A 21,193-nucleotide genomic window follows, 5' to 3' on the forward strand; every position below is an offset into this window, starting at 1 on the left:
GGGCTTGCTCGCGAAGGGGTCGTGTCAGCAACAGCATCGTTGCATGACACACCGCTTCGCGAGCAAGCCCGCTCCCACAGTTTTTTAGCGTGGCTTACGAACGAGCGCGAGCCTGGTTACGCAGGGCTTTCACTTGGTCGTGGTTGCGTTGTACGCCGTGGTACTGACGCTCAACCAGGTCACGAATACCGACCAGACCGTGCTTGTTGATTTTCTCGATGGCTTCACGGTAAGCCTTCAGGGCGTGGTCTTCACCGCGCTCGGCCTCGTTCAGCACAGCCTCTTCGTCCTTGCCGGTGAACATGGCTTTGACGTCGACCCAGCGACGGTGCAGGTCACCGCTGACGCTGGTAGAGGTTTCCGGATCACCGCCCAGTTTACGCACTTCGGCCTGCAGTTCAGCAGCAGCAGTCGCGCAATCGGCAGAACGGGTCACGAACAGGGTTTTGAGTTCTGGATGCTTGATGTCTTCAGCGCAAGTCTTGAACCCTTCCTGGCCGTCCTTGCAGGTTTCGATCAGGTCGTTGAGTACAGAGATCGCTTCTTTATTCATGTCAGTCATTTTTTCAATTCCTTGCGGTTGGTTGAAGATGCAAGGGTTATTGCAGTGTGCGTGCCAGCTTTTCATTCCAAAATAAATCGTTATTTTTCAATAAGTTAAAGATATTTGAACTATCTGTATCACGGTTATTTGCATGATCTGTCATTTGGCCTGCATGCAGAATGCCTGTATTTTCCTGACTGATTGAATCCAGATGATTGCCACTGATGAATCCTGAAAAACTTGAACTGCTGATCACCCGTGAAATGCCCTTCGGCAAGTACAAGGGCCGGATCATTGCCGACCTGCCGGGGCCTTACCTCAACTGGTTCGCCCGCGAGGGTTTTCCTCACGGCGAACTCGGCGGACTGCTGGCGCTGATGCAGGAAATCGACCATAACGGCCTGTCGGATCTGCTCGAACCACTACGCGCCAAACACGGCAAACCTGCCCCGCGCCACTGAAGCGCCCTCCTCCCTAGAGCCTCGACCATGCCTGATAACACCCGCCGTGCCCGTGACGAAGCGTTCTGGCAAACCTTCGCCGATCGTTACGAAGCGCAAACCGGCCCGCTGAACCTGGAGAACGGTTACTTCGGGCGCATGTCGCGCACAGTGATCGAGGACTATCAGCGCAATATCGAGCTGATCAACACCAACAACTCGGTGTACGTGCGCCAGCGTTTCGAACAGCACGACAGCCTGGAGATCCGTGCGCAACTGGCCGAGACCATCGGTGTGCGCGCGCAGAGCGTGGCCTTCACCCGCAACGCCAGTGATGCGCTGCAATCGCTGATCCGCAATTACAATCGCCTGCTTCCGGGCGATCAGGTGCTGATCAGCGACCTGGAATACGACACGGTGAAAGGTGCCATGCGCTGGCTGTCACGCCATCGCGGCGTCGACGTGATCGAGATCAACCACACTCACCCGGCCAGTTTCGACAGCCTGCTGGACAGTTACCGCGAAGCCTTCATCCGCTATCCGAAACTCAAACTGATGGCCCTGACCCATGTTACCCACCGCACCGGTCTGGTGATGCCGGTGCAGGCCATCGCCGAACTGGCGAAACAGCATGGCGTGGACATCATCCTCGACGGCGCTCACGCCCTTGGCCAGATCGAGTTCAATCTGGAGGCGATGGGCATCGCCTTCGCCGGTTTTAACCTGCACAAGTGGATCGGCGCACCGCTGACCCTGGGCTTTCTGTACATCGCCCCGCAGCGTCTGGCCGACATCGATCCGGACATGGGCGAAATGCACTTTCCGGCCACCGACATACGCGCCCGCACGCCGTACAGCACGCCGAACATTCCGGCGCTGATGTCACTGCCGTTGGCACTCGAAGAGCACCGTTCGCTCGGCGGCGCTGCGGCCAAAAGCGCCCGGCTCAATTACCTGCGCAACCTGTGGGTGAGTGCCGTGCGGCACCTGCCGGGGATCGAGGTGATGACCCCGGACGATCCGCGCCTGTATTGCGGAATCACCTCGATGCGTTTCACTCGCCACGCCGATCAACAGGCAATGGTCGAGCGCCTGCTCAACGAGTACAACCTGTTCACCGTGGTACGCAACGGCGCAGCGAGCGGGCCGAGCATTCGCATCACGCCGGGGCTGACCACCACTGCGGCTGACATGCAGTTGCTGACCCGTGCACTCAACGAGCTGCGTTGATCGGTTCACACGGTGTACTTGTCGAAGTCCTCGGGTTTGATCTGCGACGAGGCGGCAAAGGTGTCGATGCCGATGGTCAGGTGGCCGAAGAAACCGTCCTCGTGAGAGTCGCGGCCGATCGGCCACACGGTCAGGGTCGAATCTTCGCCGCGCATGTTGCTGTAGTAGCTGTCATCGGCATTGTTCAAGGGTGTCGAGGCTCGCCCGCGATAGTCACGGGCATTGAGCACCGCGCGTGACACCACTTCGGGGAAATACAGCTGACCGACCCAGGCCACGTTGCGCTCCTCCAGATATTCACTGCCGCTGACCATGCGCACCGCCACATGAATGTGCAGCGCCCGACCGGCATAGAACCCCGGATAGATGGTGGTGAAGCGCACCCGCCCCTGCTGATCGCAGAACTGGCTGCCACGCAGATAGGTGTCATCGTCGGTGCGCGGCACTGAGCCGATGGCATCGGAGTCGACCTCCAGATCCGGATTGATCCGGCTCCACCCTGAATAGGCGCCTCGTGCATTGCAGTGCCAGATGTCCACCAATGCTCCGCTCACCGGTTGACCGGTCATCGCATCGACAATGCTCAGGCGCAGCAGCAAGGGTAGCCCTTCGGCGCCTTCGCTGATGTTGCGCCGCAGCAATTTGGGATTGCGAAAGTACGGCCCGGCGATCTGCTCGGGGGCCAACTGGTAGATTGATGATGACAATGCGGTTGAAGTATCTCGTTCCATGACGCGTTCTCTTTTCCATAAGATGAACGCAGATTAACGGCGCACGAGCCCCGCGGTGCGGTAACTATGTGTCGCGCCGTTTCCATGAGTATTTTTGCCGGGCAAAAAAAAACGGTGCACCGACCAAGCGCACCGTAAAGCCGTAGAACACACAACGAAGTGTCAGGTAAAACGTTTAGTCCAGCAGCGCCAGGGCCTCGGCGGTACATTCCTGAATGCGCGCCCAGTCGCCGTTCTTGATCCACTCGGGATCGAGCATCCAGCTGCCGCCCACGCACATGACGTTTTTCAGCGCCATGTAGCTCTTGATGTTGGCCGGGCCAACGCCACCGGTAGGGCAGAATTTCACTTCGCCGAACGGGCCGCCGAGGGCCTTGATCGCTGCCACGCCACCGCTGACTTCCGCCGGGAACAGCTTGAAGCGGCGATAGCCCAGGCCATAGCCTTCCATGATGCCAGAGGCGTTGCTGATGCCCGGCAGCAGCGGAATCGGGCTGTCGACGCTGGCTTCGAGCAGGTCACGGGTGATGCCCGGGGTGACGATGAATTGCGAACCCGCCGCTTCCGCCGCTGCAAGCATGTTGCGATCAAGCACGGTGCCGGCACCGGTCACCAGTTCCGGACGCTGCTCACGCAGGATCTGGATCGCCTTGAGACCGAACTGCGAACGCAGGGTCACTTCCAGCGCGGTCAGGCCACCGGCGGCCAGAGCGTCGGCCAGTGGCAGCACGTCCTGTTCACGGGCGATGGTGATCACTGGCAGGATCCGCGCCTTGGCGCAGAGGCTGTCGATCAGGGCAACTTTGTCCGCCATGGAAACGGTCGGGGATGGATTTTTCATAGCGGCTGATCCTTGGCTCATGGGCACCAGTAAATCTCTAACGTAGGTTGCAGAAACGCGCGTACCGGCATGGCCGCGACGTTGTCGGATGCCAGTGCGGCATTCAGAGTGGTCAGTTTCGACTGACCGGAAATCGACAGAATCTTGTGCTTCGCCGAAGCCAGCAGCGCGCGGCTCATGGTCAGGCGTTGACGCGGCACACTCGGCGCCAGCATCGGCCAGCAGCGACGGCTGCCGTCAGCCTGCAAGGCTTCAGTCAGGTTCGGGCTGTCGGGGAACAGCGACGCGGTGTGACCGTCATCGCCCATGCCCAGCACCAGCACGTCGATCGGCGGCAATTCCGCGAGCAGACGGTCGGCCTGTTCCGCAGCCTGCTCGACGTTGGCCGCCGCGCTATAAAGGCTCAGGAACTTTGCTTTCGCCGCCGGCCCCTTGAGCAGGTACTGCTTGAGCAGACCGGCATTGCTGTCGGCGTGTTCGACCGGTACCCAGCGTTCGTCGGCGAGGGTCACGACGACCTTCGACCAGTCCAGCTCCTGCTTGGCCAGGTGCTGAAAAAACGCCACCGGGCTGCGACCGCCTGAGACCACCAGCACCGCGTTGCCGCGTGCGGCGATGGCATCGCTCAACTGCTTGGCGACGTTCAGCGCCAGACCTTCGGCCAACAGCACCGGGCTCTTGAATTGGTGGGCATTCACGCCCGCCGGCAGTTTCACATCAGATATCGCCATACCACGACCTCCCGTCCCGCGTGATCAGTGCAATCGAGCTCATCGGCCCCCACGACCCGGCCGCATACGGCTTGGGCGCGTCACCGGACTTCTTCCAGCCGGCGATCAACTGGTCACACCACTTCCACGCGGCTTCGATTTCATCTTTACGGACAAACAGGTTCTGATTGCCGTTCATCACTTCCAGCAACAACCGCTCGTAGGCATCGGGAATCCGTGCGCTGCGCCAGGTGTCGGAGAAATTCAGTTGCAGCGGGCCGCTGCGCAGCTGCATGCCTTTGTCCAGGCCCTGCTCTTTGGTCATCACCCGCAAGGAAATGCCTTCGTCCGGTTGCAGACGGATGATCAGTTTGTTGCTGATCTGCAGGCGTTGCTCCGGCGCGAAAATGTAGTGCGACGGTTCCTTGAAGTGGATAACGATCTGCGACAGCTTTTGCGGCATGCGCTTGCCGGTACGCAGGTAGAACGGCACGCCGGCCCAGCGCCAGTTGCGGATGTCGGCACGCAAGGCGACGAAGGTTTCGGTGTCGCTCTGGGTGTTGGAATTCGGCTCTTCGAGGTAGCCCGGCACGGACTTGCCTTCGCTGTGCCCGGCGATGTACTGACCGCGCACCACTTGGGTGGTCAGGCCTTCCGGGCTGATCGGCGCCAGGGCCTTGAGCACTTTCACCTTTTCGTCACGGATGCTGTCGGCGGATAGGTCGGCTGGCGGGTCCATCGCAATCAGGCACAGCAGCTGCAACAGGTGATTCTGGATCATGTCGCGCAGCTGGCCGGCCTTGTCGAAGTAGCCCCACCGGCCTTCGATGCCGACCTTCTCGGCCACGGTGATTTCCACGTGGGAGATGTAATTCTGGTTCCACTGGGTTTCGAACAGGCTGTTGGCGAAACGCAGCGCGATCAGGTTCTGGACGGTCTCTTTGCCCAGGTAGTGGTCGATGCGATAGGTGCGGTTCTCCGGGAAGAACTGCGCCACGGCGTCGTTGACTTTGCGCGAGGATTCCAGATCGGAGCCGATCGGCTTTTCCAGGACCACGCGGGTGTTTTCTGCCAGACCGACTTTCGCCAGGTTCTCGCAGATCGCGCCGTACACCGCTGCCGGTGTGGCGAAGTAGGCAATCATGCGTTGCGCGCTGCCGGTCGCTTCGGCCAGCGCCACATAGTCTTCAGCCTTGAGGAAGTCGACGTGCAGGTAGCTCAGGCGCGCCAGAAAGCGCTCGGCCACGGCCTCGTCCAGCTCTTTGCCGACGTAACGGCGCAATTCGGCGGCGATGAACGCCAGGTGCTGCTGCTCGGAGCCGGGTTCACGGGCCAGCGCGATGATCCGCGTGTCTTCGTGCAACAGGTCGGCGCCATCGAGGTGATAAAGGGCAGGAAACAGCTTGCGCAGGGCCAGATCGCCCAGAGCGCCGAACAAGGCAAAGGTGCACGGTTCAACCGTAATCGAAGGCATGATGTTTGTTCTTTTATCAAGTTAAGCTACAAATACCTTTTTTCAAGGCATCACTCAAGGGAAAATGTAGTAATAACCACAACATTTTCGCAAAATACAGATTCCGAGTGGTGGTCGGTCGGAGCCACCAGTAGGATAGGCCACCGTTACGGGCCACATCAAAGGCCCAATTTGCATAGCCCGGCGCACCTTTGCGCAGGTGAATTAGGAATTCCATATGGACCGCGTGCGAAATTTACTGGAACAGATCCAGAGTCGCCTTGAAGAGCTGAACAAGGCCGAACGCAAAGTCGCCGAGGTGATCCTGCTCAACCCGCAGCAGGCTACTCGCTTCAGCATCGCCGCCCTCGCCCAGGCCGCATCGGTGAGCGAGCCGACGGTCAACCGTTTCTGCCGTTCGTTCGGTGTCAGCGGCTACCCTGAACTCAAGCTGCAACTGGCGCAAAGCCTGGCCAGTGGCGCAGCGTATGTCAGCCGTGCAGTGGAGGCCGATGACAATCCCGAGGCGTACACGCAGAAGATTTTCGGCAGCGCCATCGCTTCGCTGGACAGTGCTTGTCAGGCGCTCGATCCGAACCTGATCAGCCGCGCCGTCGACCTGTTGATTCAGGCGCGGCAGATTCACTTCTTCGGCCTCGGTGCGTCAGCGCCTGTGGCTTTGGATGCGCAGCACAAATTCTTCCGTTTCAACCTCGCCGTCACCGCCCATGCCGATGTGCTGATGCAGCGAATGATTGCTTCGGTGGCGCATACCGGTGAGCTGTTCGTGATCATTTCCTACACCGGCCGCACCCGCGAACTGGTGGAAGTGGCGCGCATCGCCCGGGAGAACGGCGCTTCGGTGCTGGGCCTGACCGCCGAGAATTCACCGCTGGCCAAAGCCAGTACCCTGAGCCTGAACATTCCGCTGCCGGAAGACACCGACATCTATATGCCGATGACCTCGCGGATCATTCAGTTGACGGTACTGGATGTGCTGGCGACCGGCATGACGCTGCGTCGCGGGGTGGATTTCCAGCCGCATCTGCGCAAGATCAAAGAGAGCTTGAATGCCAGCCGGTATCCGGTGGGTGACGAGTTCAACTGATCCAGAATTTAGGCTGATTGATCCGGCCTCTTCGCGAGCAAGCCCGCTCCCACAGTAGATGGCATTCCAATTGAAGGAACCCGATCACCTGTGGGAGCGGGCTTGCTCGCGAAGGCGTCAGCAGACACACCACAGATCTAGGCAGCAGCCCACGCCTGCAAACTCAAATGCGCCTTCTCCCCCGGCGCCAGATGCAGGCTGTCGGTACCGCCCGCCGCCGCTTCGACACAGACAAACTCCGTCACTTCATCCCAGCTCACGCCCAACAGGGGGCGCGAGCCCGGATGCCAGACCACGGTGTCTCCGCTGTCACCGGTATCGATGCACAACTCGCGCTGCCAGGCGTGATCCTTGAGCTGTAATTCGCCGTCGTGCTGGAACACCCGCTGACAGCCGCCATCGACGCGCAACTCGCCTTCCTGCTGACAGGACTGGCGGCTCAGTTGGTCATAACCCTGCGCACCTTCGAGCCCAGACAGCGCTATCTCACCGACATCACCAATACGCCAGTAAGCGTGCAAAGCCTGGCTCAATTGGCACGGCATGTCGTCCTGATGCTCGGTGCTCAGGCGTAATTCCATGCGTTCACCGAGGTGCGCATGCAGGTCAACCTGCCAGTCGCACAACTGCAATTGCCAGTGCAGTCGCACGCCATCCTCGGCGCTGCTGCTGTCGAGCAATTTCCAGTCGAGCAGTCGTGCCCAGCCATGGGATGGCCAGGCATTTTCGCTCGGATGGCGGCCATACCACGGCCAGCACACCGGCACGCCGCCGCGAATGGCGCCAACGTGGGGCCACTTTGCCGCACACCACAGCCACGGTTTCTGCCCGCGTGGCTGAAAGTGCAGCAACTGCGCGCCCTGGCGGCTGAACACCGCCTGACACAGCGGATGGTCGATCACCAGCACATCGCGCATCTGATAGCGCTCCCAGGCGAACACCGGTCGCTCGCGCAGGGATTTGAAGAAGCGTTGCAGCGGATGCTCATGCATTGGCCACGGTCCTGAAAATCATGGGGGTACTCAACAATCCACATTGCTCTTGTGGCGAGGGAGCTTGCTCCCGCTGGGCTGCGAAGCGGCCCCAAAACCATTCACTGCGGTGTGTCATTTAAACCTCATCATCAGGATTTACGACTGCTGCGCAGCCGAGCGGGAGCGAGCTCCCTCGCCACAAATGGGCACGACACAAACCTTGTATACGAGTCGCAAAAAAAAGCGGACAGCCTTGGCTGTCCGCAAATATGCGCACATAGAGAGGAGCTTATCGCAACAACGTCAGAACGTAGACTGAATTTTCAGGCCAGCGACCAATGCGTTGTCCACTTCATCCACACCACCCGGGTGAGTGATGTATTGCAGGTTAGGGCGTACGGTCAGCCAGTTGGTGACGTGGAAGCCGTAGTTGATCTCGTAGTTGTATTCGGTTTCACGAATTGGCGAGAACACCGGATTGTCGTAGTCCGAAACACCGTTGGACGCATTCAGGAACTCGGCGTTTTTCTTCACGTCATCGTTGACATGAATACGCGCCGCACCGATACCGACGTCATCTTTAGGACGCGCGTCGAACGGGCCCTTGTAGACAAACATCACCGACTGGTAGTTGTCGATGAAGTTGGTGTCCTTGTCGTGGAAGGTCGCGTTGGCGGCGATGTTCAGACCGCGAGTAGCATCACCGTTGTGGCTGGTGAGTTGCTGCTGCGCGACGAACCAGTAGCCGTGTTTGCTGCTGTGGGTCTTGTACGCGTCGCCAGTGGTTGCAGCGTCGAAGCCGTTGACGTCTTCACGGACGTCATTGGCGTCAGCCGTGCTCTTGTAGTAACCGACGCGGTATTCGCCCGGCAGGCTGTTGACCTTCGGCGACCAGACCAGTTCGACTGGCAGAACGGTGCCTTTGGTGCCGCTGCCGCTGAGCTTGAAGCCGTTGCCGTGTTCCAGTTGCGACGGGTTCTGGTTGTAAGCACCGATCTGCGCGTAGAGCTCGTCGTTGATGTTGTACTTCACACGGATCGCGGCCTGGCTGACCGGCCAGTTGTACCAGATGTTGGTCGCCCAGTTACCCACTTGCGAGCCGCAGAACGCCAGGTTCTGGAAGTCGCACGGGAAGGTGTTGAAGTCTTCGCCTTCACCGAAGTAACCGGCCTTGACGTCGAGCTTGTTGTCGAAGAACTGGTGCTGAATCCACAACTGGGTCAGACGCACCATGTGGCCACGACCGTAGACTTCCTGCGAAGACGACAGAGTGCCGGCACGCGGATCGCCAACGCGGTCGTTGGAGATGTTTTGCCCGTTACGGTTGGTCAGCTGGATCTTGGCCTGAGTGTTGTCCCAGCCCCAGAGTTTTTGCAGGTCCAGCGCCACGCCCAGACCGAACTGATCGCTGTAGCGACCGGTCTTGTCGTCGTTGTAGCCGCCATGCAGGTTGGCACCCATTTCCCCAACGTAGTCAGCCTTGATGTCGATACCTTGCTCGATCAGCTTGGTCCGCTCGCCACCCCAGTCACCGGTCATCCATTTCGAGTCGGAGCTGAAGGCATCCGCCGCCATGGCGTTACCGGCCAGCACCAATGCCGCCGCAGCTGACACTTGGCAGATCAACCGGGCATTGACGTGTTTCTTTTTCATCCCTACATCCTCGTCTTTATTGTTATTAACTGTTTTTTTCCAACGCGGTTTACATAAATTGCGATGCTCGACAGACCGGGCAGCGCTTGCTCCTTGTAGGAGTGAGCCTGCTCGCGATAGCGGTTTTACATTCAACATCTCTGTCGACTGATACACCGTCATCGCGAGCAGGCTCACTCCTACATTGATCTTCAGCGACCCTTGAACTGGGCCACGTTCGCCGACCGCGCTTCGGCCTGCGCCTGGCCCGCAACGCCCAGACGCTCGCCAGTCCTGGCATCGAACAACAACACTTTCGACGGATCGAATTGCAGGGTCAGGGTCTCGCCCACCTGCGGTGCCACGTCCGGCGCCAGGCGGCAGCAGACCTTGGTCTCATTCAGGTTGACGAACACCAGCGTGTCCGGACCGGTCGGCTCGGTGACCTGCACTTCGGCCTTGATGCTCGGCAGGCCATTGCCCTCGCCGTTCGCCAGAACAATCTGTTCCGGGCGCAGGCCGAGGATCACTTCGCGATCTTCCAGCCCTGCATCCTGCATGCTCATCGGCAACTCGCAACGCGCCTGACCGCTGTCGAGCAGTGCCAGCAAACGACCGTCCTTGCGTTGCAGACGCAGCGGAATGAAGTTCATCGGCGGCGAACCGATAAAGCTCGCCACGAACAGGTTGGCCGGATCGTTGTAGATCTCTTTCGGCGTGCCGAACTGCTGAATGATCCCGTCCTTCATCACCGCCACTTTGTCGCCCAGGGTCATTGCTTCGATCTGGTCGTGGGTCACGTAGACCGTGGTGGTTTTCAGGCGCTGGTGCATCAGTTTCATTTCGGTGCGCATCTCGACGCGCAGCTTGGCGTCGAGGTTCGACAGCGGTTCGTCGAACAGATAGATCTTCGGACGACGCGCCAACGCACGGCCCATCGCCACGCGCTGTTGCTGACCACCGGAGAGCTGGCCCGGCTTGCGGTTGAGCAGGTGCTCGATCTGCAGCAGCTTGGCCACGCGCGCGACTTCTTCGTCGATCGCCGACTGGCTCATCTTGCGAATTTTCAGACCGAACTCGATGTTCTCGCGCACGCTCATGGTCGGGTACAGCGCGTAGGACTGGAACACCATGGCGATGTCACGATCCTTCGGGCTCATGCCGCTGACGTCCTGATCGCCGATCATGATCGCGCCACCGGTGATGGTCTCGAGGCCGGCGATGCAGTTCATCAGGGTCGACTTGCCGCAGCCCGACGGGCCGACCAGAATCAGGAACTCACCGTCCTTGATCGACAGTTCGATGTTCTTCAGGGTGTCCGGCAGGCCGGCACCGTAGGTCTTGTTGACGTTGCGAAGTTCGAGCGTTGCCATGATTACCCCTTGACTGCGCCGGCCGTCAGCCCGCGCACGAAATACTTGCCTGCGACCACATAGACCAGCAGGGTCGGCAGGCCGGCGATCATCGCCGCTGCCATATCAACGTTGTATTCCTTGGCGCCGGTGCTGGTGTTGACCAGGTTGTTCAGCGCCACCGTGATCGGTTGCGAATCACCGCTGGAGAACACCACACCGAACAGGAAGTCGTTCCAGATCTGGGTGAACTGCCAGATCAGGCAAACCATGATGATCGGGGTCGACATCGGCAGAATGATCTGCCGGAAAATCGTGAAGAAACCCGCGCCATCCAGCCGTGCAGCCTTGATCAGCGCATCGGGAATGCTCACGTAGTAATTACGGAAAAACAGCGTGGTAAACGCCAGACCGTAGACCACGTGGACGAAGACGAGGCCGGTGGTGGTGCTCGCCAGGCCCATCTTGCCGAGCGTGAACGAGGCTGGCAGCAGCACGGTCTGGAACGGCAGGAAGCAGCCGAACAGCAGCAGACCGAAGAACAGCTGCGAACCGCGGAAGCGCCAGAACGACAGCACGTAGCCGTTCAACGCGCCGATGGCGGTGGAGATGACCACGGCCGGTACGGTGATCTTGATCGAGTTCCAGAAGTAACCGTCAACCGTGGCCCAGGCCTTGACCCAGCCGATGCCGCTGACCACGGTCGGCCAACTGAGCAGGTTGCCGGTGCTGATGTCTTCCGGGGTCTTGAAGCTGGTCAGCAGCATCACCACCAGCGGAATCAGGTACAGCAGGACCGCGAGGATCAGCACCGCGTAGATCGCCACGCGACTCAGGCTGAAAGCGGGTTTGGCAGCGAGACTAGTCATTACGCTTGGTCCTCAGCTCGGAGTACAGGTAAGGCACGATGATCGCGAGAATCGCACCGAGCATCAGAATCGCACTGGCCGAGCCCATGCCCATCTGGCCGCGACTGAAGGTGAAGGAGTACATGAACATCGCCGGCAGGTCGGAGGAATAACCCGGGCCACCCGCCGTCATCGCCGCGACCAGGTCGAAGCTCTTGATCGCGATGTGCGCCAGAATCATCACCGCACTGAAGAACACCGGACGCAAGCTTGGCAACACGACTTTCCAGTAGATGGTCGGCATGCTCGCGCCATCGATCTGCGCGGCACGGATGATCGACTGATCGACCCCACGCAGGCCGGCGAGGAACATTGCCATGATGAAGCCCGAGGCTTGCCACACGGCGGCGATCACCAGGCAGTAGACCACGCGATCCGGGTCGATCAGCCAGTCCAGACGGAAGCCTTCCCAGCCCCAGTCACGCAACAATTTGTCCAGGCCCATGCCCGGGTTGAGCAGCCATTTCCACGCGGTACCGGTGACGATCATCGAGAGCGCCATCGGGTACAGGTAAATGGTGCGGATAAAGCCTTCGCGACGGATGCGCTGGTCGAGGAACACCGCCAGCAGCACGCCGATCACCAGCGTAATGCCGATGAACATGCCACCGAACACCGCGAGGTTCTTGCTCGCCACCCACCAGCGATCGTTGTCGAACAGCCGCGCGTATTGCGCCAGGCCGGCCCACTTGTAGTTGGGCAGGAACGTCGAGGTGGTGAACGACAGCACGAACGTCCACAGGATGTAGCCATAGAAGCCCACCAGCACGATGAACATGCTCGGCGCCAGCACCAGTTTCGGTAGCCAGCGCTGCAGTGCATCGAACGGCGAGGCCTTGCTGAACACAGCAACAGAACTCATGGGGAAATCCAGTACGAGAGAAAAGGACTACTTGGGCAACTCGTCCCCTTGTAGGAGTGAGCCTGCTCGCGATTGCGGTGTGTCAGTTGATGAATCTGTTACCTGACAAACTGCTATCGCGAGCAGGCTCACTCCTACAGGGGCCAAGGATTACTTGGCCGACTGAACCGCCGCGCCCAGTTTCTTGGCCGCATCGGCCGGGTCGGCTTTCGGGTCGTTGATGTAGTTGGTCACGACATCAAAGAATGCGCCCTGCACCGCCAGCGTGGTCGCCATGTTGTGCGCCATGCTCGGCTGCAGGCCACCGGACTTGGCGTCTGCCAGGAAGTCCTTGGCAGCGGTCTGCGCGCAGGAGTCGAAACCGAGTTTGTCCATGTTGTTCAACATGTCGTTACGTACCGGGATCGAGCCTTTGTTGATGCTGAAGACTTTCTGGAAGTTTTCACCCAGCACGACTTTGGCGATGTCCTGCTGACCGGCCGCAGTGCCTTTGTCTTTCTGCTTGAACACCGCGAGGGAGTCGATGTTGTAGGTGAACGCCTTGTCGGTGCCGGGGAAGGCCACGCACTCGTAATCCTTGCCGGCGACTTTCTTGGCAGCGGTCCATTCGGACTTGGCCCAGTCACCCATGATCTGCATGCCGGCCTTGCCGTTGATGACCTTGGCCGCTTCCAGGTTCCAGTCCTGACCCTTGCCGTCCTGGTCCATGTAGGTCGCGACTTTCTTCAGCTCGGTCAGCGCCTTGACCATTTCCGGACCGGTCAGAGCTTTGTTGTCCAGGTCGACCAGGGCTTTCTTGTAGCCATCAACGCCCATGACCGAGAGCACCACGGCTTCGAACACGGTGCTGTCCTGCCAAGGCTGACCGCCGTGAGCCAGCGGGATGAAGCCCGCAGCCTTGAGCTTGTCGCCGGCGGCGTAGAATTCTTCGAGGGTGGTCGGGTTCTTGGTGATGCCGGCCTTTTTGAAGACTTCCGGGTTGATCCACAGCCAGTTCACCCGGTGAATGTTCACCGGTACGGCCACGTAATCACCGTCGTACTTCACGGTATCGGAGACTTTCTTGTCGAGCAGGCTGTCCCACTTCTCTTCTTTGGCCACGTCCTTCAGGACGTCGGTGTCGAGCAGACCGGTGGAAGCCCACTCCTGGATGTCCGGGCCCTTGATCTGGGCGACACCTGGTGGGTTGCCGGCAACGGCGCGGCTTTTCAGCACGGTCATCGCCGTGGCACCGCCACCGCCGGCGACAGCGCCGTCTTTCCAGGTGAAACCGTCTTTTTCGACTTGCGCCTTGAGCACATCAACGGCGGCTTTTTCGCCACCGGACGTCCACCAGTGCACGACTTCGACCGAACCTTTGGATTCGGCAGCGGAAACACTGAGAGGCAGAATTGCGAGCGGGAACAGGGAGGCGACAGAAATGACAGTAGCGAGGCGAGAAATCGCATTCATCTGAGATGTACCTTTCTTGTTGTTATGCATGCAAGTCTGGTGCTTGCGCTGCACAGGAGTTTAAACAGGGCGATTCCCTTCGCAGGTAACGAAGGGACGCGCAAATGTCACCACATGGTTACACAGGAACAGGCCGGGATATTTGCGCCAGAGCTGTCGCCATACTCGGTGACAAGGGTAGACGAGGGATCAGTACTGCCTGCCAGGCATGATACAGATCGGGTTTGCCCGGCCAGATATCGGCGCTCGGACGGTTTTGCGGATCGAGTTCGTGATGCCAGCTGCCGTCGCAGCGATCGATGAAATGGCCTTCACAGAATTCCCAGAACAGCCGGTACCAGGTTTCGTATTGCGCATCACCGGTGCGTTTGAGCAAGGCGCTGGCAGCCGCGCTGGCTTCAGCATGGGTCCAGTGCAAGCGATGACGCACCACGGCTTTGTTGCCCCAGTCGAGGGTGTAAACGATCCCCGGCGCGCCATCGACGTCCCAGCCGTTTCGGCAATTCTGTTCGAAGAGTTTCTGTGCATCGGTCGCCAGCCAACCCGGCGTGAGCATCCCGGCCTGAACCCGCGCGGCTTCAAGGTGCAGCAACAGCCGCGCCCACTCGAAACCGTGGCCCGGCGTGGTGCCGTAAGGGCGGAAGCCGTCGGCCGGATTGTCGCGGTTGTATTCGCGCAGCGGTTGCCAGTTGCGGTCGAAGTGTTCGATGACCATGTAGCCATTGGCGGCGGCGTGACCGTGAATCACCCGCTCGACGATGCGCTGCGCACGTACCAGCCAGCGCGGATCTTCAGTGACATCGGCCAGCGCGAGGAACGCTTCGGTGGCGTGCATGTTGCTGTTGGCGCCGCGATAGGCTTCTTCTTCGCGCCAGTCGCGGTTGAAGAATTCGCGCATGGCGCCCTCTTCTTCGCTCCAGAAATACGTGTCGATGATGTCGATCGCATCATCCAGCAGCGCCTGGGCGCCGGGACGCTGCGCGACCACCGCCGAGCTGGCCGCGAGTGCGACAAAGGCATGCAGATAGGCGTTCTTGCCGGTGTTGCCATCGCGATGTTCGGCGACCGCAAACCAGCCGCCGTGCAGCGCATCCCGCAACGGCCCGCGCAGCGCCGCAATGCCGTGATCGACCAGCTCCGCGAACCCCGGCAGACCCTGAATGTGAGCCATGGCGAAACTGTGGGTCATGCGTGCAGTGTTCATGGTTTCGGCTTGCGCGTGCGCCGGCAAACGGCCGCGCTCGTCGAGATTGCCGAAACCCTCGGGCAGTCTGGAAGCCTTGGCGAATGCCAGCAGGCGCAGGCCTTCGTCGGCGAGCCATTGCTGGTGGGCAGGGGCATTCAGCCAACTGCTGAAGTCTGGGTGAAAGGTGTCCATGAGTGGCCCTTTTTTGTTGTTATGACTGCGGGCAGTCTAAACAACGGGCCGGGGTGGGCTTGTAACGAAGGGGGCGGGTTTTGTCACCAGCTCGTGACATTCAAATATTACTTGTGGCGAGGGAGCTTGCTCCCGCTGTGGCGCGAAGCGGCACCAAAAGAGGCCTGCTGCGCAGTCCAGCGGGAGCAAGCTCCCTCGCCACAGGGGCGGTATCAGTCAGCACTGCGCGGCAACTGCAACGTCACCCGCAACCCGCCCTCACGCAAATTCTGCAACGTCACCTCACCGCCATGGCTGTGGGCAATGTTGCGCGCAATGCCCAATCCGAGACCATAACCCTGCTGCTGCCCGGCCAAACGAAAGTGCGGCTCGAACACCTGCTCCAGCCGCTGCTCCGGTACGCCCGGGCCTTCGTCGTCGACGTGCAGGACGAACGCGCGCTCATCGTCATCAATGTGCAGATGCGCGTTCTGCCCATACTTCAGCGCGTTGTCGATCAGGTTGCCGATGCAGCGTTTCAACGCCAGAGGTTTGCCTGGATACGCCGCCAGCGCCTTGCCCTGCTGGGTCACGCGGCCATTGCCGTTGGGCGCCAGATACGGTTCTACGAGGCAGTCGAGTACATGATTGAGGTCGACCGGCTCGATGTTCTCGTGGATGTCGGTGTCTTTCACGCACTGCAGCGCGCCCTTTACCAGCAACTCCAACTCATCCAGATCGCGACCGAACTTGGCCTGCAACTTCTCGTCTTCGAGCAGTTCGACTCGCAAGCGCAGGCGGGTAATCGGCGTGCGCAGGTCATGGGAAATCGCGCTGAACAACTGGCTGCGTTCCGTCAGGTAACGGCTGATGCATTCGCGCATGGTGTTGAACGCACGACCCACTTCCACCACTTCACTGCCGCCGCCCTCGGCCACCGGCTCGACATCGGCACCCAGCGACAGATCCCGCGCCGCCCGCGCCAGACGCTTGAGCGGCCGGCTCTGCCAGTGCACCAGCAGGCCGATGAACAGCAGCAAAAAGCCGCTGGTGAGGACGATGAACCACACCTGCTGCGCCGGCAGGCCTTGCTCTTCAAGACTGGTGTAGGGTTCGGGCAACAGCGAGGCGATGTACAGCCATTCGCCCGGCGCCATCTGAATCTGCGTGACCAGCACCGGCGGATTCACCGGTTCCAGCGTCAGCGCGTAATGCGCCCACGAGCGCGGCAGCTCATCGAGTTTCAGCCCGGCATTGAAGATCCGCAGATCCTCGGGGCTGACGAAGGTCACCGAAATATCAGTGTCATGGCCCAGCGACTGGCGCAGCACTTCATCCACCGCTTGAATCACCGCGGCCTTTCGCGGAGTGATCGGCAGCACGTCCATACCCAGCGGTTTGTCGTTGAGCGTCACCACGAACCGGGTGCCGCCCATGCTGCGCAACTGGTCGAGCACCAGCGGCCGGTAAGCCACTGGCAGCGAGCGGAAATAACTGACGCTGGCGGTCATCGAATGGGCAAGGCTGCGGGCGCTGGTGACCAGGCCTTCAAGCTGGGTGGCACGCAGTTGCGAGACCCAGATCACGCTCGACAACGTCTGCGCAAACAACACCGCCAACAAGGTCAGCAGCAGCATCCGCCCAAGCAGCGAACGCGGCACCGGCACCTTGCTGGCGAGCCGGCGCAGCGACTCAGTGAGCATTGCCGGCAACCACATTGGCTGCCAGTTGGTAGCCACTGCCGCGCACGGTGCGGATCAGGCGCGGCGGTTTTTCTGTATCGCGCAGGCGCTGGCGCAAGCGGCTGACGGCCATGTCGACAATGCGGTCGAGCGGCATCAGGTCACGGCCACGGGTGGCGTTGCCGATGGTGTCGCGGTCGAGGATTTCCTGCGGATGATCGAGAAACAACTTCAGCAACGCGAAGTCGGCGCCGGAGAGAATCACTTCCTCACCGTCGGTGTGAAACAGCCGATGGCTGACCATGTCCAGCCGCCACTCGTCGAAGGCCAGCACGTCGCTGCCGCTGCGTTCCTGACCGAACTGCGCCCGCCGCAGCAGCGCCTTGATTCGGGCTTGCAGTTCGCGGGGGCTGAACGGTTTGCCGAGGTAGTCGTCAGCGCCGAGCTCCAGCCCGATTACCCGGTCGGCCTCATCGGAACTGGCGGTGAGCATGATGATCGGCACCTGCGCCTGACGCGGATGCTGACGCACCCAGCGGCACAGGCTGAAACCGTCTTCATCGGGCAGCATCACATCGAGGATCACCAGATCGCTCGGCGCCTCGTTGAGTGCCTGGCGGAAACTGGCGCCATCGGCCGTGGCCCGCACCTGAAACCCGGCGCGGGTCAGGTAGGTTTCCAGCAACTCGCGTATTTCCTGATCGTCATCGACCAACAATATCGACTTGTTGACTGAGCTCACTTCGAAGGCATCCTTGTTGTTGGAATTGGGGCGGATTATGCCTTAAGCATCGAACTTGCAAACACCACAGAACCACTGTGGGAGCGGGCTTGCTCGCGAAAGCGGTGTATCAGAGACATCTACGGTGACTCACACCCTGCTTTCGCGAGCAAGCCCGCTCCCACAATTGGATCGTGTTTCAGGCAGGGATTGCTTGCTCCAGTGCCACACCGGCACCCACCAACCCGGAATACGGCGCCGTCACCAGCCACACCGGAATGCCCTTGAAATAATCGCTCATGCAGCCCTTGTCGGCAAAGCTGCGGGCGAAGCCGCTTTCGACGAAGAAATCGGCAAAGCGCGGAATCACCCCGCCAACGATGTACACGCCGCCACGCCCACCGGTGGTCAGCACGTTGTTGCCGGCCACGCGGCCGAGCCAGCAGCAGAACTGCTCCAGCACTTCCAGCGCGATCGGATCGCCAGCCAGGCCGGCTGCGGTGATCGCTTCCGGCGTATCAAGCGTTGGTTCATGTCCGTCCACCGCACAGATCGCCCGATACACACGAGGCAAGCCGCCGCCGCTCAACGCAGTCTCGGCGCTGACGTGGCCAATCTCGTTGTGGATGTGCTGCCAGAGCTGGGTTTCACGCGGGCTGCTCAGCGGCAGATCAACGTGACCGCCCTCCCCCGGCAAGGCGGCAAACCGCCCTTCGCCGAGATCGAGCAAGGTGCCGACGCCCAGGCCAGTGCCCGGGCCGATCACCACCGCCGGGCGCAACGGCTCCGGCGTGCCTTCGCAGACCACGCGGAATTCGCCGGGTTGCAAGCGGGTCATGCCCAGCGCCATCGCCGAGAAGTCGTTGATCAGCAGCAGTTGCTCGACCTGCAAGGTTTTGCAGAACGCAGTGCGGCTCAGGCGCCAGTGGTTGTTGGTGAATTTGAATTCATCACCACTCACCGGCCCCGCCACCGACAGGCACACCGAACCGATCGAACCCGGCGCCAGACCGAGGCCGCTCAGGTACAGGCTGATCGCCTGTTCCGGGCTGGCGTGGTCGGCTGTCGCCAGCACCTGAACCGATTCCAGTTGCTGGTTTTTCCACAACGCGAACCGCGCGTTGGTGCCTCCGATATCACCGACCAAAGCCAGTTTCAATTAAGCGTCTCCAGGGCAGAAGTGAAGGCGCTGGCGCCCTGCTCCGCCGAGCTGAAGGCCAAACGCATGAAGCCAAACAGTTCGCGACCGCTGCCGATGTTGTTGCCCAACAGGCCTTTGGCGGGTTCGCGCGCTGCAAATTCGGCGGCGTCGACCTTGAGTTCCAAAGTGCCTTTGACGCCATCGACGCGGATGATATCGCCCTCTTGCACCCGCGCCAAAGCACCACCGACATAAGCTTCGGGGCTGACGTGAATCGCCGCCGGGATTTTCCCCGACGCGCCGGACATGCGCCCGTCGGTCACCAGCGCGACTTTGAAGCCGCGATCCTGCAGCACGCCGAGGAACGGCGTCATCTTGTGCAGCTCGGGCATGCCATTGGAGCGCGGGCCCTGGAAGCGCATGACCGCGACAAAATCCTTCTCCAGCAGACCGGCCTTGAACGCATCGGCCAGATCCTGCTGATCCTGAAACACCATGGCCGGTGCTTCGACGATCTGGTTTTCCAACGCCACGGCTGAAACCTTCATCACCCCGCGACCAAGGTTGCCTTCCATCACACGCAGACCGCCCTCGGCGGAGAATGCACGGGCGACCGGGCGCAGGATGTTTTCGTCGAGGCTTTCGATCGGGCCTTCGCGCCACACCAGCTCACCGTTATCGAGGAACGGCTCTTTGGTGTAGCGGCTCAAGCCATGGCCGAGCACGGTGTTGACGTCTTCGTGGAGCAGGCCGGCTTCGAGCAGCTCACGGATCAGGAACGACATACCGCCAGCGGCCTGGAAGTGGTTGATGTCGGCTTTACCGTTCGGGTAGACGTGGCTCAGGGTCGGCACGACTTCGGAGAGGTCGGCCATGTCCTGCCAGGTCAGCTGGATGCCAGCGGCCATGGCGATGGCCGGCATGTGCAGGGTGTGGTTGGTCGAGCCGCCGGTGGCGTGCAGCGCGACGATCGAGTTGACCAGCGCCTTCTCGTCAACGATTTCGCCGATCGGCATGAAGTTGCCGTTCTGCTTGGTCAAGCGTGTGACCTGATGCGCGGCTTCGCGGGTCAGGGCATCACGCAGCGGAGTGTTCGGGTTGACGAAAGACGCGCCCGGCAAGTGCAGGCCCATGACTTCCATCAGCAACTGGTTGGTGTTGGCGGTGCCGTAGAAGGTGCAGGTACCCGGGCTGTGGTAGGACTTCATCTCCGATTCCAGCAGCTCTTCGCGGGTCGCCTTGCCTTCGGCGTACTTCTGCCGCACGTCGGCTTTTTCCTTGTTGGAAATCCCCGAGACCATCGGCCCGCCCGGGACGAAGATCGTCGGCAGATGGCCGAAGCGCAACGAACCCATCATCAGCCCCGGCACGATCTTGTCGCAGATGCCGAGCATCAGCGCGCCGTCGAACATGTTGTGCGACAGCGCCACCGCCGTGGACATCGCGATCACTTCGCGGCTCGGCAGGCTCAGCTCCATGCCCGGCTCGCCCTGGGTCACGCCATCGCACATCGCTGGCGTACCGCCGGCGAACTGGCCGACCGAACCGATTTCGCGCAAGGCGTTTTTGATCTGCTGGGGAAAGACTTCGTACGGCTGGTGCGCCGAGAGCATGTCGTTATACGAAGAAACAATGGCGATGTTCGCCGAGTTCATCATCCGCAAGCTGTGCTTGTCTTCGCTGCCGCACCCGGCCACGCCGTGGGCGAAGTTGGCGCATTGCAGCTTGCCGCGCATCGGCCCGTCGGTAGCGGCACCGCGAATCAGTGCAAGGTAAGCCTGACGCGTGGCGCGGCTGCGGGCGATAAGCCGTTCGGTGACCTCAAGAACGCGGGGATGCATGTGTAGAACTCCAGGCTAACGGATGTGGCGACCTGATTGTCTATGCTGATCAAACGCCGTTGTTGTTGGAATGACAGACGGCTTTTTTGACCATTCGGACCAGTTGATTCAGGTCACTCGTTGTAGATAAAACAAAATATTGCCACTAAAAAGGCTTGTTTTCTATTTTTATGCGAATAATCTTGTAATTCCAACAACAAAACGACGGCGGCGC

General features: G+C 60.5%; 19 protein-coding genes. 3 read left to right on the forward strand and 16 right to left on the reverse strand.

Going from position 1 to position 21,193, the window contains the following annotated elements; genetic code table 11:
* Nucleotides 1-94: 94 nt before the first annotated feature.
* A complete protein-coding gene (locus LVD08_RS25910) occupies nucleotides 95-562 on the reverse strand; it encodes a ferritin-like domain-containing protein (protein ID WP_003227422.1) in 468 nt (155 codons plus the stop codon).
* Nucleotides 563-768: 206 nt separating this feature from the next.
* Here LVD08_RS25910 and LVD08_RS25915 point away from each other — a divergent pair, with 206 nt between their 5' ends.
* Nucleotides 769-1,005, forward strand: coding sequence for a DUF3820 family protein (locus LVD08_RS25915; RefSeq protein ID WP_003227425.1), 237 nt, complete (start codon nucleotides 769-771; stop codon nucleotides 1,003-1,005).
* A gap of 27 nt (nucleotides 1,006-1,032) precedes the next feature.
* The gene (locus LVD08_RS25920; protein WP_247269609.1) at nucleotides 1,033-2,214 is read left to right on the forward strand and encodes an aminotransferase class V-fold PLP-dependent enzyme; all 1,182 of its coding nucleotides are present in this window, start codon (nucleotides 1,033-1,035) and stop codon (nucleotides 2,212-2,214) included.
* Nucleotides 2,215-2,219: 5 nt separating this feature from the next.
* Here the strand turns inward: LVD08_RS25920 and LVD08_RS25925 are convergent, their stop codons facing one another.
* From LVD08_RS25925 to zwf, 4 genes are all read right to left on the reverse strand, one after another.
* Entirely contained in the window at nucleotides 2,220-2,945 is a 726-nt protein-coding gene (locus LVD08_RS25925; protein WP_247269610.1) for an intradiol ring-cleavage dioxygenase, read from the reverse strand.
* Nucleotides 2,946-3,120: 175 nt separating this feature from the next.
* Nucleotides 3,121-3,786 carry a bifunctional 4-hydroxy-2-oxoglutarate aldolase/2-dehydro-3-deoxy-phosphogluconate aldolase gene (locus LVD08_RS25930; protein ID WP_003227433.1) on the reverse strand — a complete coding sequence of 222 codons (666 nt, stop codon included), beginning with the start codon at nucleotides 3,784-3,786 and terminating at the stop codon, nucleotides 3,121-3,123.
* Between the two features lie 17 nt (nucleotides 3,787-3,803).
* Nucleotides 3,804-4,517: a 6-phosphogluconolactonase gene (gene pgl / locus LVD08_RS25935; protein WP_247269611.1), complete on the reverse strand. Its 714-nt coding sequence runs from the start codon at nucleotides 4,515-4,517 to the stop codon at nucleotides 3,804-3,806.
* Nucleotides 4,504-5,970 carry a glucose-6-phosphate dehydrogenase gene (zwf, locus tag LVD08_RS25940; protein WP_135296407.1) on the reverse strand — a complete coding sequence of 489 codons (1,467 nt, stop codon included), beginning with the start codon at nucleotides 5,968-5,970 and terminating at the stop codon, nucleotides 4,504-4,506. The genes pgl and zwf overlap by 14 nt, the downstream gene beginning before the upstream one ends.
* A gap of 226 nt (nucleotides 5,971-6,196) precedes the next feature.
* Here zwf and LVD08_RS25945 point away from each other — a divergent pair, with 226 nt between their 5' ends.
* The gene (locus tag LVD08_RS25945; RefSeq protein ID WP_169842436.1) at nucleotides 6,197-7,057 is read left to right on the forward strand and encodes a MurR/RpiR family transcriptional regulator; all 861 of its coding nucleotides are present in this window, start codon (nucleotides 6,197-6,199) and stop codon (nucleotides 7,055-7,057) included.
* 137 nt (nucleotides 7,058-7,194) lie between these two features.
* Here the strand turns inward: LVD08_RS25945 and LVD08_RS25950 are convergent, their stop codons facing one another.
* The 11 genes from LVD08_RS25950 to edd all read right to left on the reverse strand — a co-directional run bounded on the left by LVD08_RS25950 (nucleotide 7,195) and on the right by edd (nucleotide 20,979).
* The gene (locus tag LVD08_RS25950) at nucleotides 7,195-8,049 is read right to left on the reverse strand and encodes a D-hexose-6-phosphate mutarotase (RefSeq protein ID WP_007969321.1); all 855 of its coding nucleotides are present in this window, start codon (nucleotides 8,047-8,049) and stop codon (nucleotides 7,195-7,197) included.
* A gap of 285 nt (nucleotides 8,050-8,334) precedes the next feature.
* Nucleotides 8,335-9,684, reverse strand: coding sequence for a carbohydrate porin (locus LVD08_RS25955; RefSeq protein ID WP_096795066.1), 1,350 nt, complete (start codon nucleotides 9,682-9,684; stop codon nucleotides 8,335-8,337).
* 191 nt (nucleotides 9,685-9,875) lie between these two features.
* Nucleotides 9,876-11,036 (reverse strand): ABC transporter ATP-binding protein, encoded by a 1,161-nt coding sequence (locus LVD08_RS25960; protein ID WP_247269612.1) that lies wholly within the window; start codon nucleotides 11,034-11,036, stop codon nucleotides 9,876-9,878.
* Nucleotides 11,037-11,038: 2 nt separating this feature from the next.
* Nucleotides 11,039-11,884 (reverse strand): carbohydrate ABC transporter permease, encoded by an 846-nt coding sequence (locus LVD08_RS25965; RefSeq protein ID WP_007969317.1) that lies wholly within the window; start codon nucleotides 11,882-11,884, stop codon nucleotides 11,039-11,041.
* A complete protein-coding gene (locus tag LVD08_RS25970; protein ID WP_007917874.1) occupies nucleotides 11,877-12,785 on the reverse strand; it encodes a carbohydrate ABC transporter permease in 909 nt (302 codons plus the stop codon). The genes LVD08_RS25965 and LVD08_RS25970 overlap by 8 nt, the downstream gene beginning before the upstream one ends.
* Nucleotides 12,786-12,935: 150 nt before the next feature.
* Entirely contained in the window at nucleotides 12,936-14,237 is a 1,302-nt protein-coding gene (locus LVD08_RS25975) for an ABC transporter substrate-binding protein (protein ID WP_027612563.1), read from the reverse strand.
* A gap of 118 nt (nucleotides 14,238-14,355) precedes the next feature.
* Complete coding sequence (locus tag LVD08_RS25980; RefSeq protein WP_247269613.1) at nucleotides 14,356-15,615, reverse strand: D-mannose isomerase; 1,260 nt, start codon at nucleotides 15,613-15,615, stop codon at nucleotides 14,356-14,358.
* Between the two features lie 212 nt (nucleotides 15,616-15,827).
* On the reverse strand, nucleotides 15,828-17,297 hold the full coding sequence (locus LVD08_RS25985; protein ID WP_247269614.1) for an ATP-binding protein: 1,470 nt from the start codon (nucleotides 17,295-17,297) through the stop codon (nucleotides 15,828-15,830).
* A complete protein-coding gene (locus LVD08_RS25990) occupies nucleotides 17,287-18,018 on the reverse strand; it encodes a response regulator (RefSeq protein ID WP_007917879.1) in 732 nt (243 codons plus the stop codon). Before LVD08_RS25990 ends, LVD08_RS25985 begins: the two co-directional genes overlap by 11 nt.
* 178 nt (nucleotides 18,019-18,196) lie before the next feature.
* Nucleotides 18,197-19,156 (reverse strand): glucokinase, encoded by a 960-nt coding sequence (locus LVD08_RS25995; RefSeq protein WP_247269615.1) that lies wholly within the window; start codon nucleotides 19,154-19,156, stop codon nucleotides 18,197-18,199.
* The gene (gene edd, locus LVD08_RS26000) at nucleotides 19,153-20,979 is read right to left on the reverse strand and encodes a phosphogluconate dehydratase (RefSeq protein WP_047599558.1); all 1,827 of its coding nucleotides are present in this window, start codon (nucleotides 20,977-20,979) and stop codon (nucleotides 19,153-19,155) included. The genes LVD08_RS25995 and edd overlap by 4 nt, the downstream gene beginning before the upstream one ends.
* Between the last annotated feature and the right edge of the window lie 214 nt (nucleotides 20,980-21,193).

It is taken from the genome of Pseudomonas sp. YL2, from assembly GCF_023063025.1.
Lineage (GTDB): Bacteria > Pseudomonadota > Gammaproteobacteria > Pseudomonadales > Pseudomonadaceae > Aquipseudomonas > Aquipseudomonas putida_A.

What these genes read in the sequence shown, in the direction of transcription:
- LVD08_RS25920 (WP_247269609.1), top strand. Translation starts at nt 1,033, where the DNA reads ATGCCTGATAACACCCGCCGTGCCCGTGACGAAGCGTTCTGGCAAACC.
- pgl (WP_247269611.1), bottom strand. Translation starts at nt 4,517, where the DNA reads ATGGCGATATCTGATGTGAAACTGCCGGCGGGCGTGAATGCCCACCAA.
- LVD08_RS25915 (WP_003227425.1), top strand. Translation starts at nt 769, where the DNA reads ATGAATCCTGAAAAACTTGAACTGCTGATCACCCGTGAAATGCCCTTC.
- LVD08_RS25985 (WP_247269614.1), bottom strand. Translation starts at nt 17,297, where the DNA reads ATGCTCACTGAGTCGCTGCGCCGGCTCGCCAGCAAGGTGCCGGTGCCG.
- LVD08_RS25960 (WP_247269612.1), bottom strand. Translation starts at nt 11,036, where the DNA reads ATGGCAACGCTCGAACTTCGCAACGTCAACAAGACCTACGGTGCCGGC.
- LVD08_RS25910 (WP_003227422.1), bottom strand. Translation starts at nt 562, where the DNA reads ATGACTGACATGAATAAAGAAGCGATCTCTGTACTCAACGACCTGATC.
- LVD08_RS25930 (WP_003227433.1), bottom strand. Translation starts at nt 3,786, where the DNA reads ATGAAAAATCCATCCCCGACCGTTTCCATGGCGGACAAAGTTGCCCTG.
- LVD08_RS25975 (WP_027612563.1), bottom strand. Translation starts at nt 14,237, where the DNA reads ATGAATGCGATTTCTCGCCTCGCTACTGTCATTTCTGTCGCCTCCCTG.
- edd (WP_047599558.1), bottom strand. Translation starts at nt 20,979, where the DNA reads ATGCATCCCCGCGTTCTTGAGGTCACCGAACGGCTTATCGCCCGCAGC.
- LVD08_RS25955 (WP_096795066.1), bottom strand. Translation starts at nt 9,684, where the DNA reads ATGAAAAAGAAACACGTCAATGCCCGGTTGATCTGCCAAGTGTCAGCT.
- LVD08_RS25925 (WP_247269610.1), bottom strand. Translation starts at nt 2,945, where the DNA reads ATGGAACGAGATACTTCAACCGCATTGTCATCATCAATCTACCAGTTG.
- zwf (WP_135296407.1), bottom strand. Translation starts at nt 5,970, where the DNA reads ATGCCTTCGATTACGGTTGAACCGTGCACCTTTGCCTTGTTCGGCGCT.
- LVD08_RS25980 (WP_247269613.1), bottom strand. Translation starts at nt 15,615, where the DNA reads ATGGACACCTTTCACCCAGACTTCAGCAGTTGGCTGAATGCCCCTGCC.
- LVD08_RS25965 (WP_007969317.1), bottom strand. Translation starts at nt 11,884, where the DNA reads ATGACTAGTCTCGCTGCCAAACCCGCTTTCAGCCTGAGTCGCGTGGCG.
- LVD08_RS25970 (WP_007917874.1), bottom strand. Translation starts at nt 12,785, where the DNA reads ATGAGTTCTGTTGCTGTGTTCAGCAAGGCCTCGCCGTTCGATGCACTG.
- LVD08_RS25950 (WP_007969321.1), bottom strand. Translation starts at nt 8,049, where the DNA reads ATGCATGAGCATCCGCTGCAACGCTTCTTCAAATCCCTGCGCGAGCGA.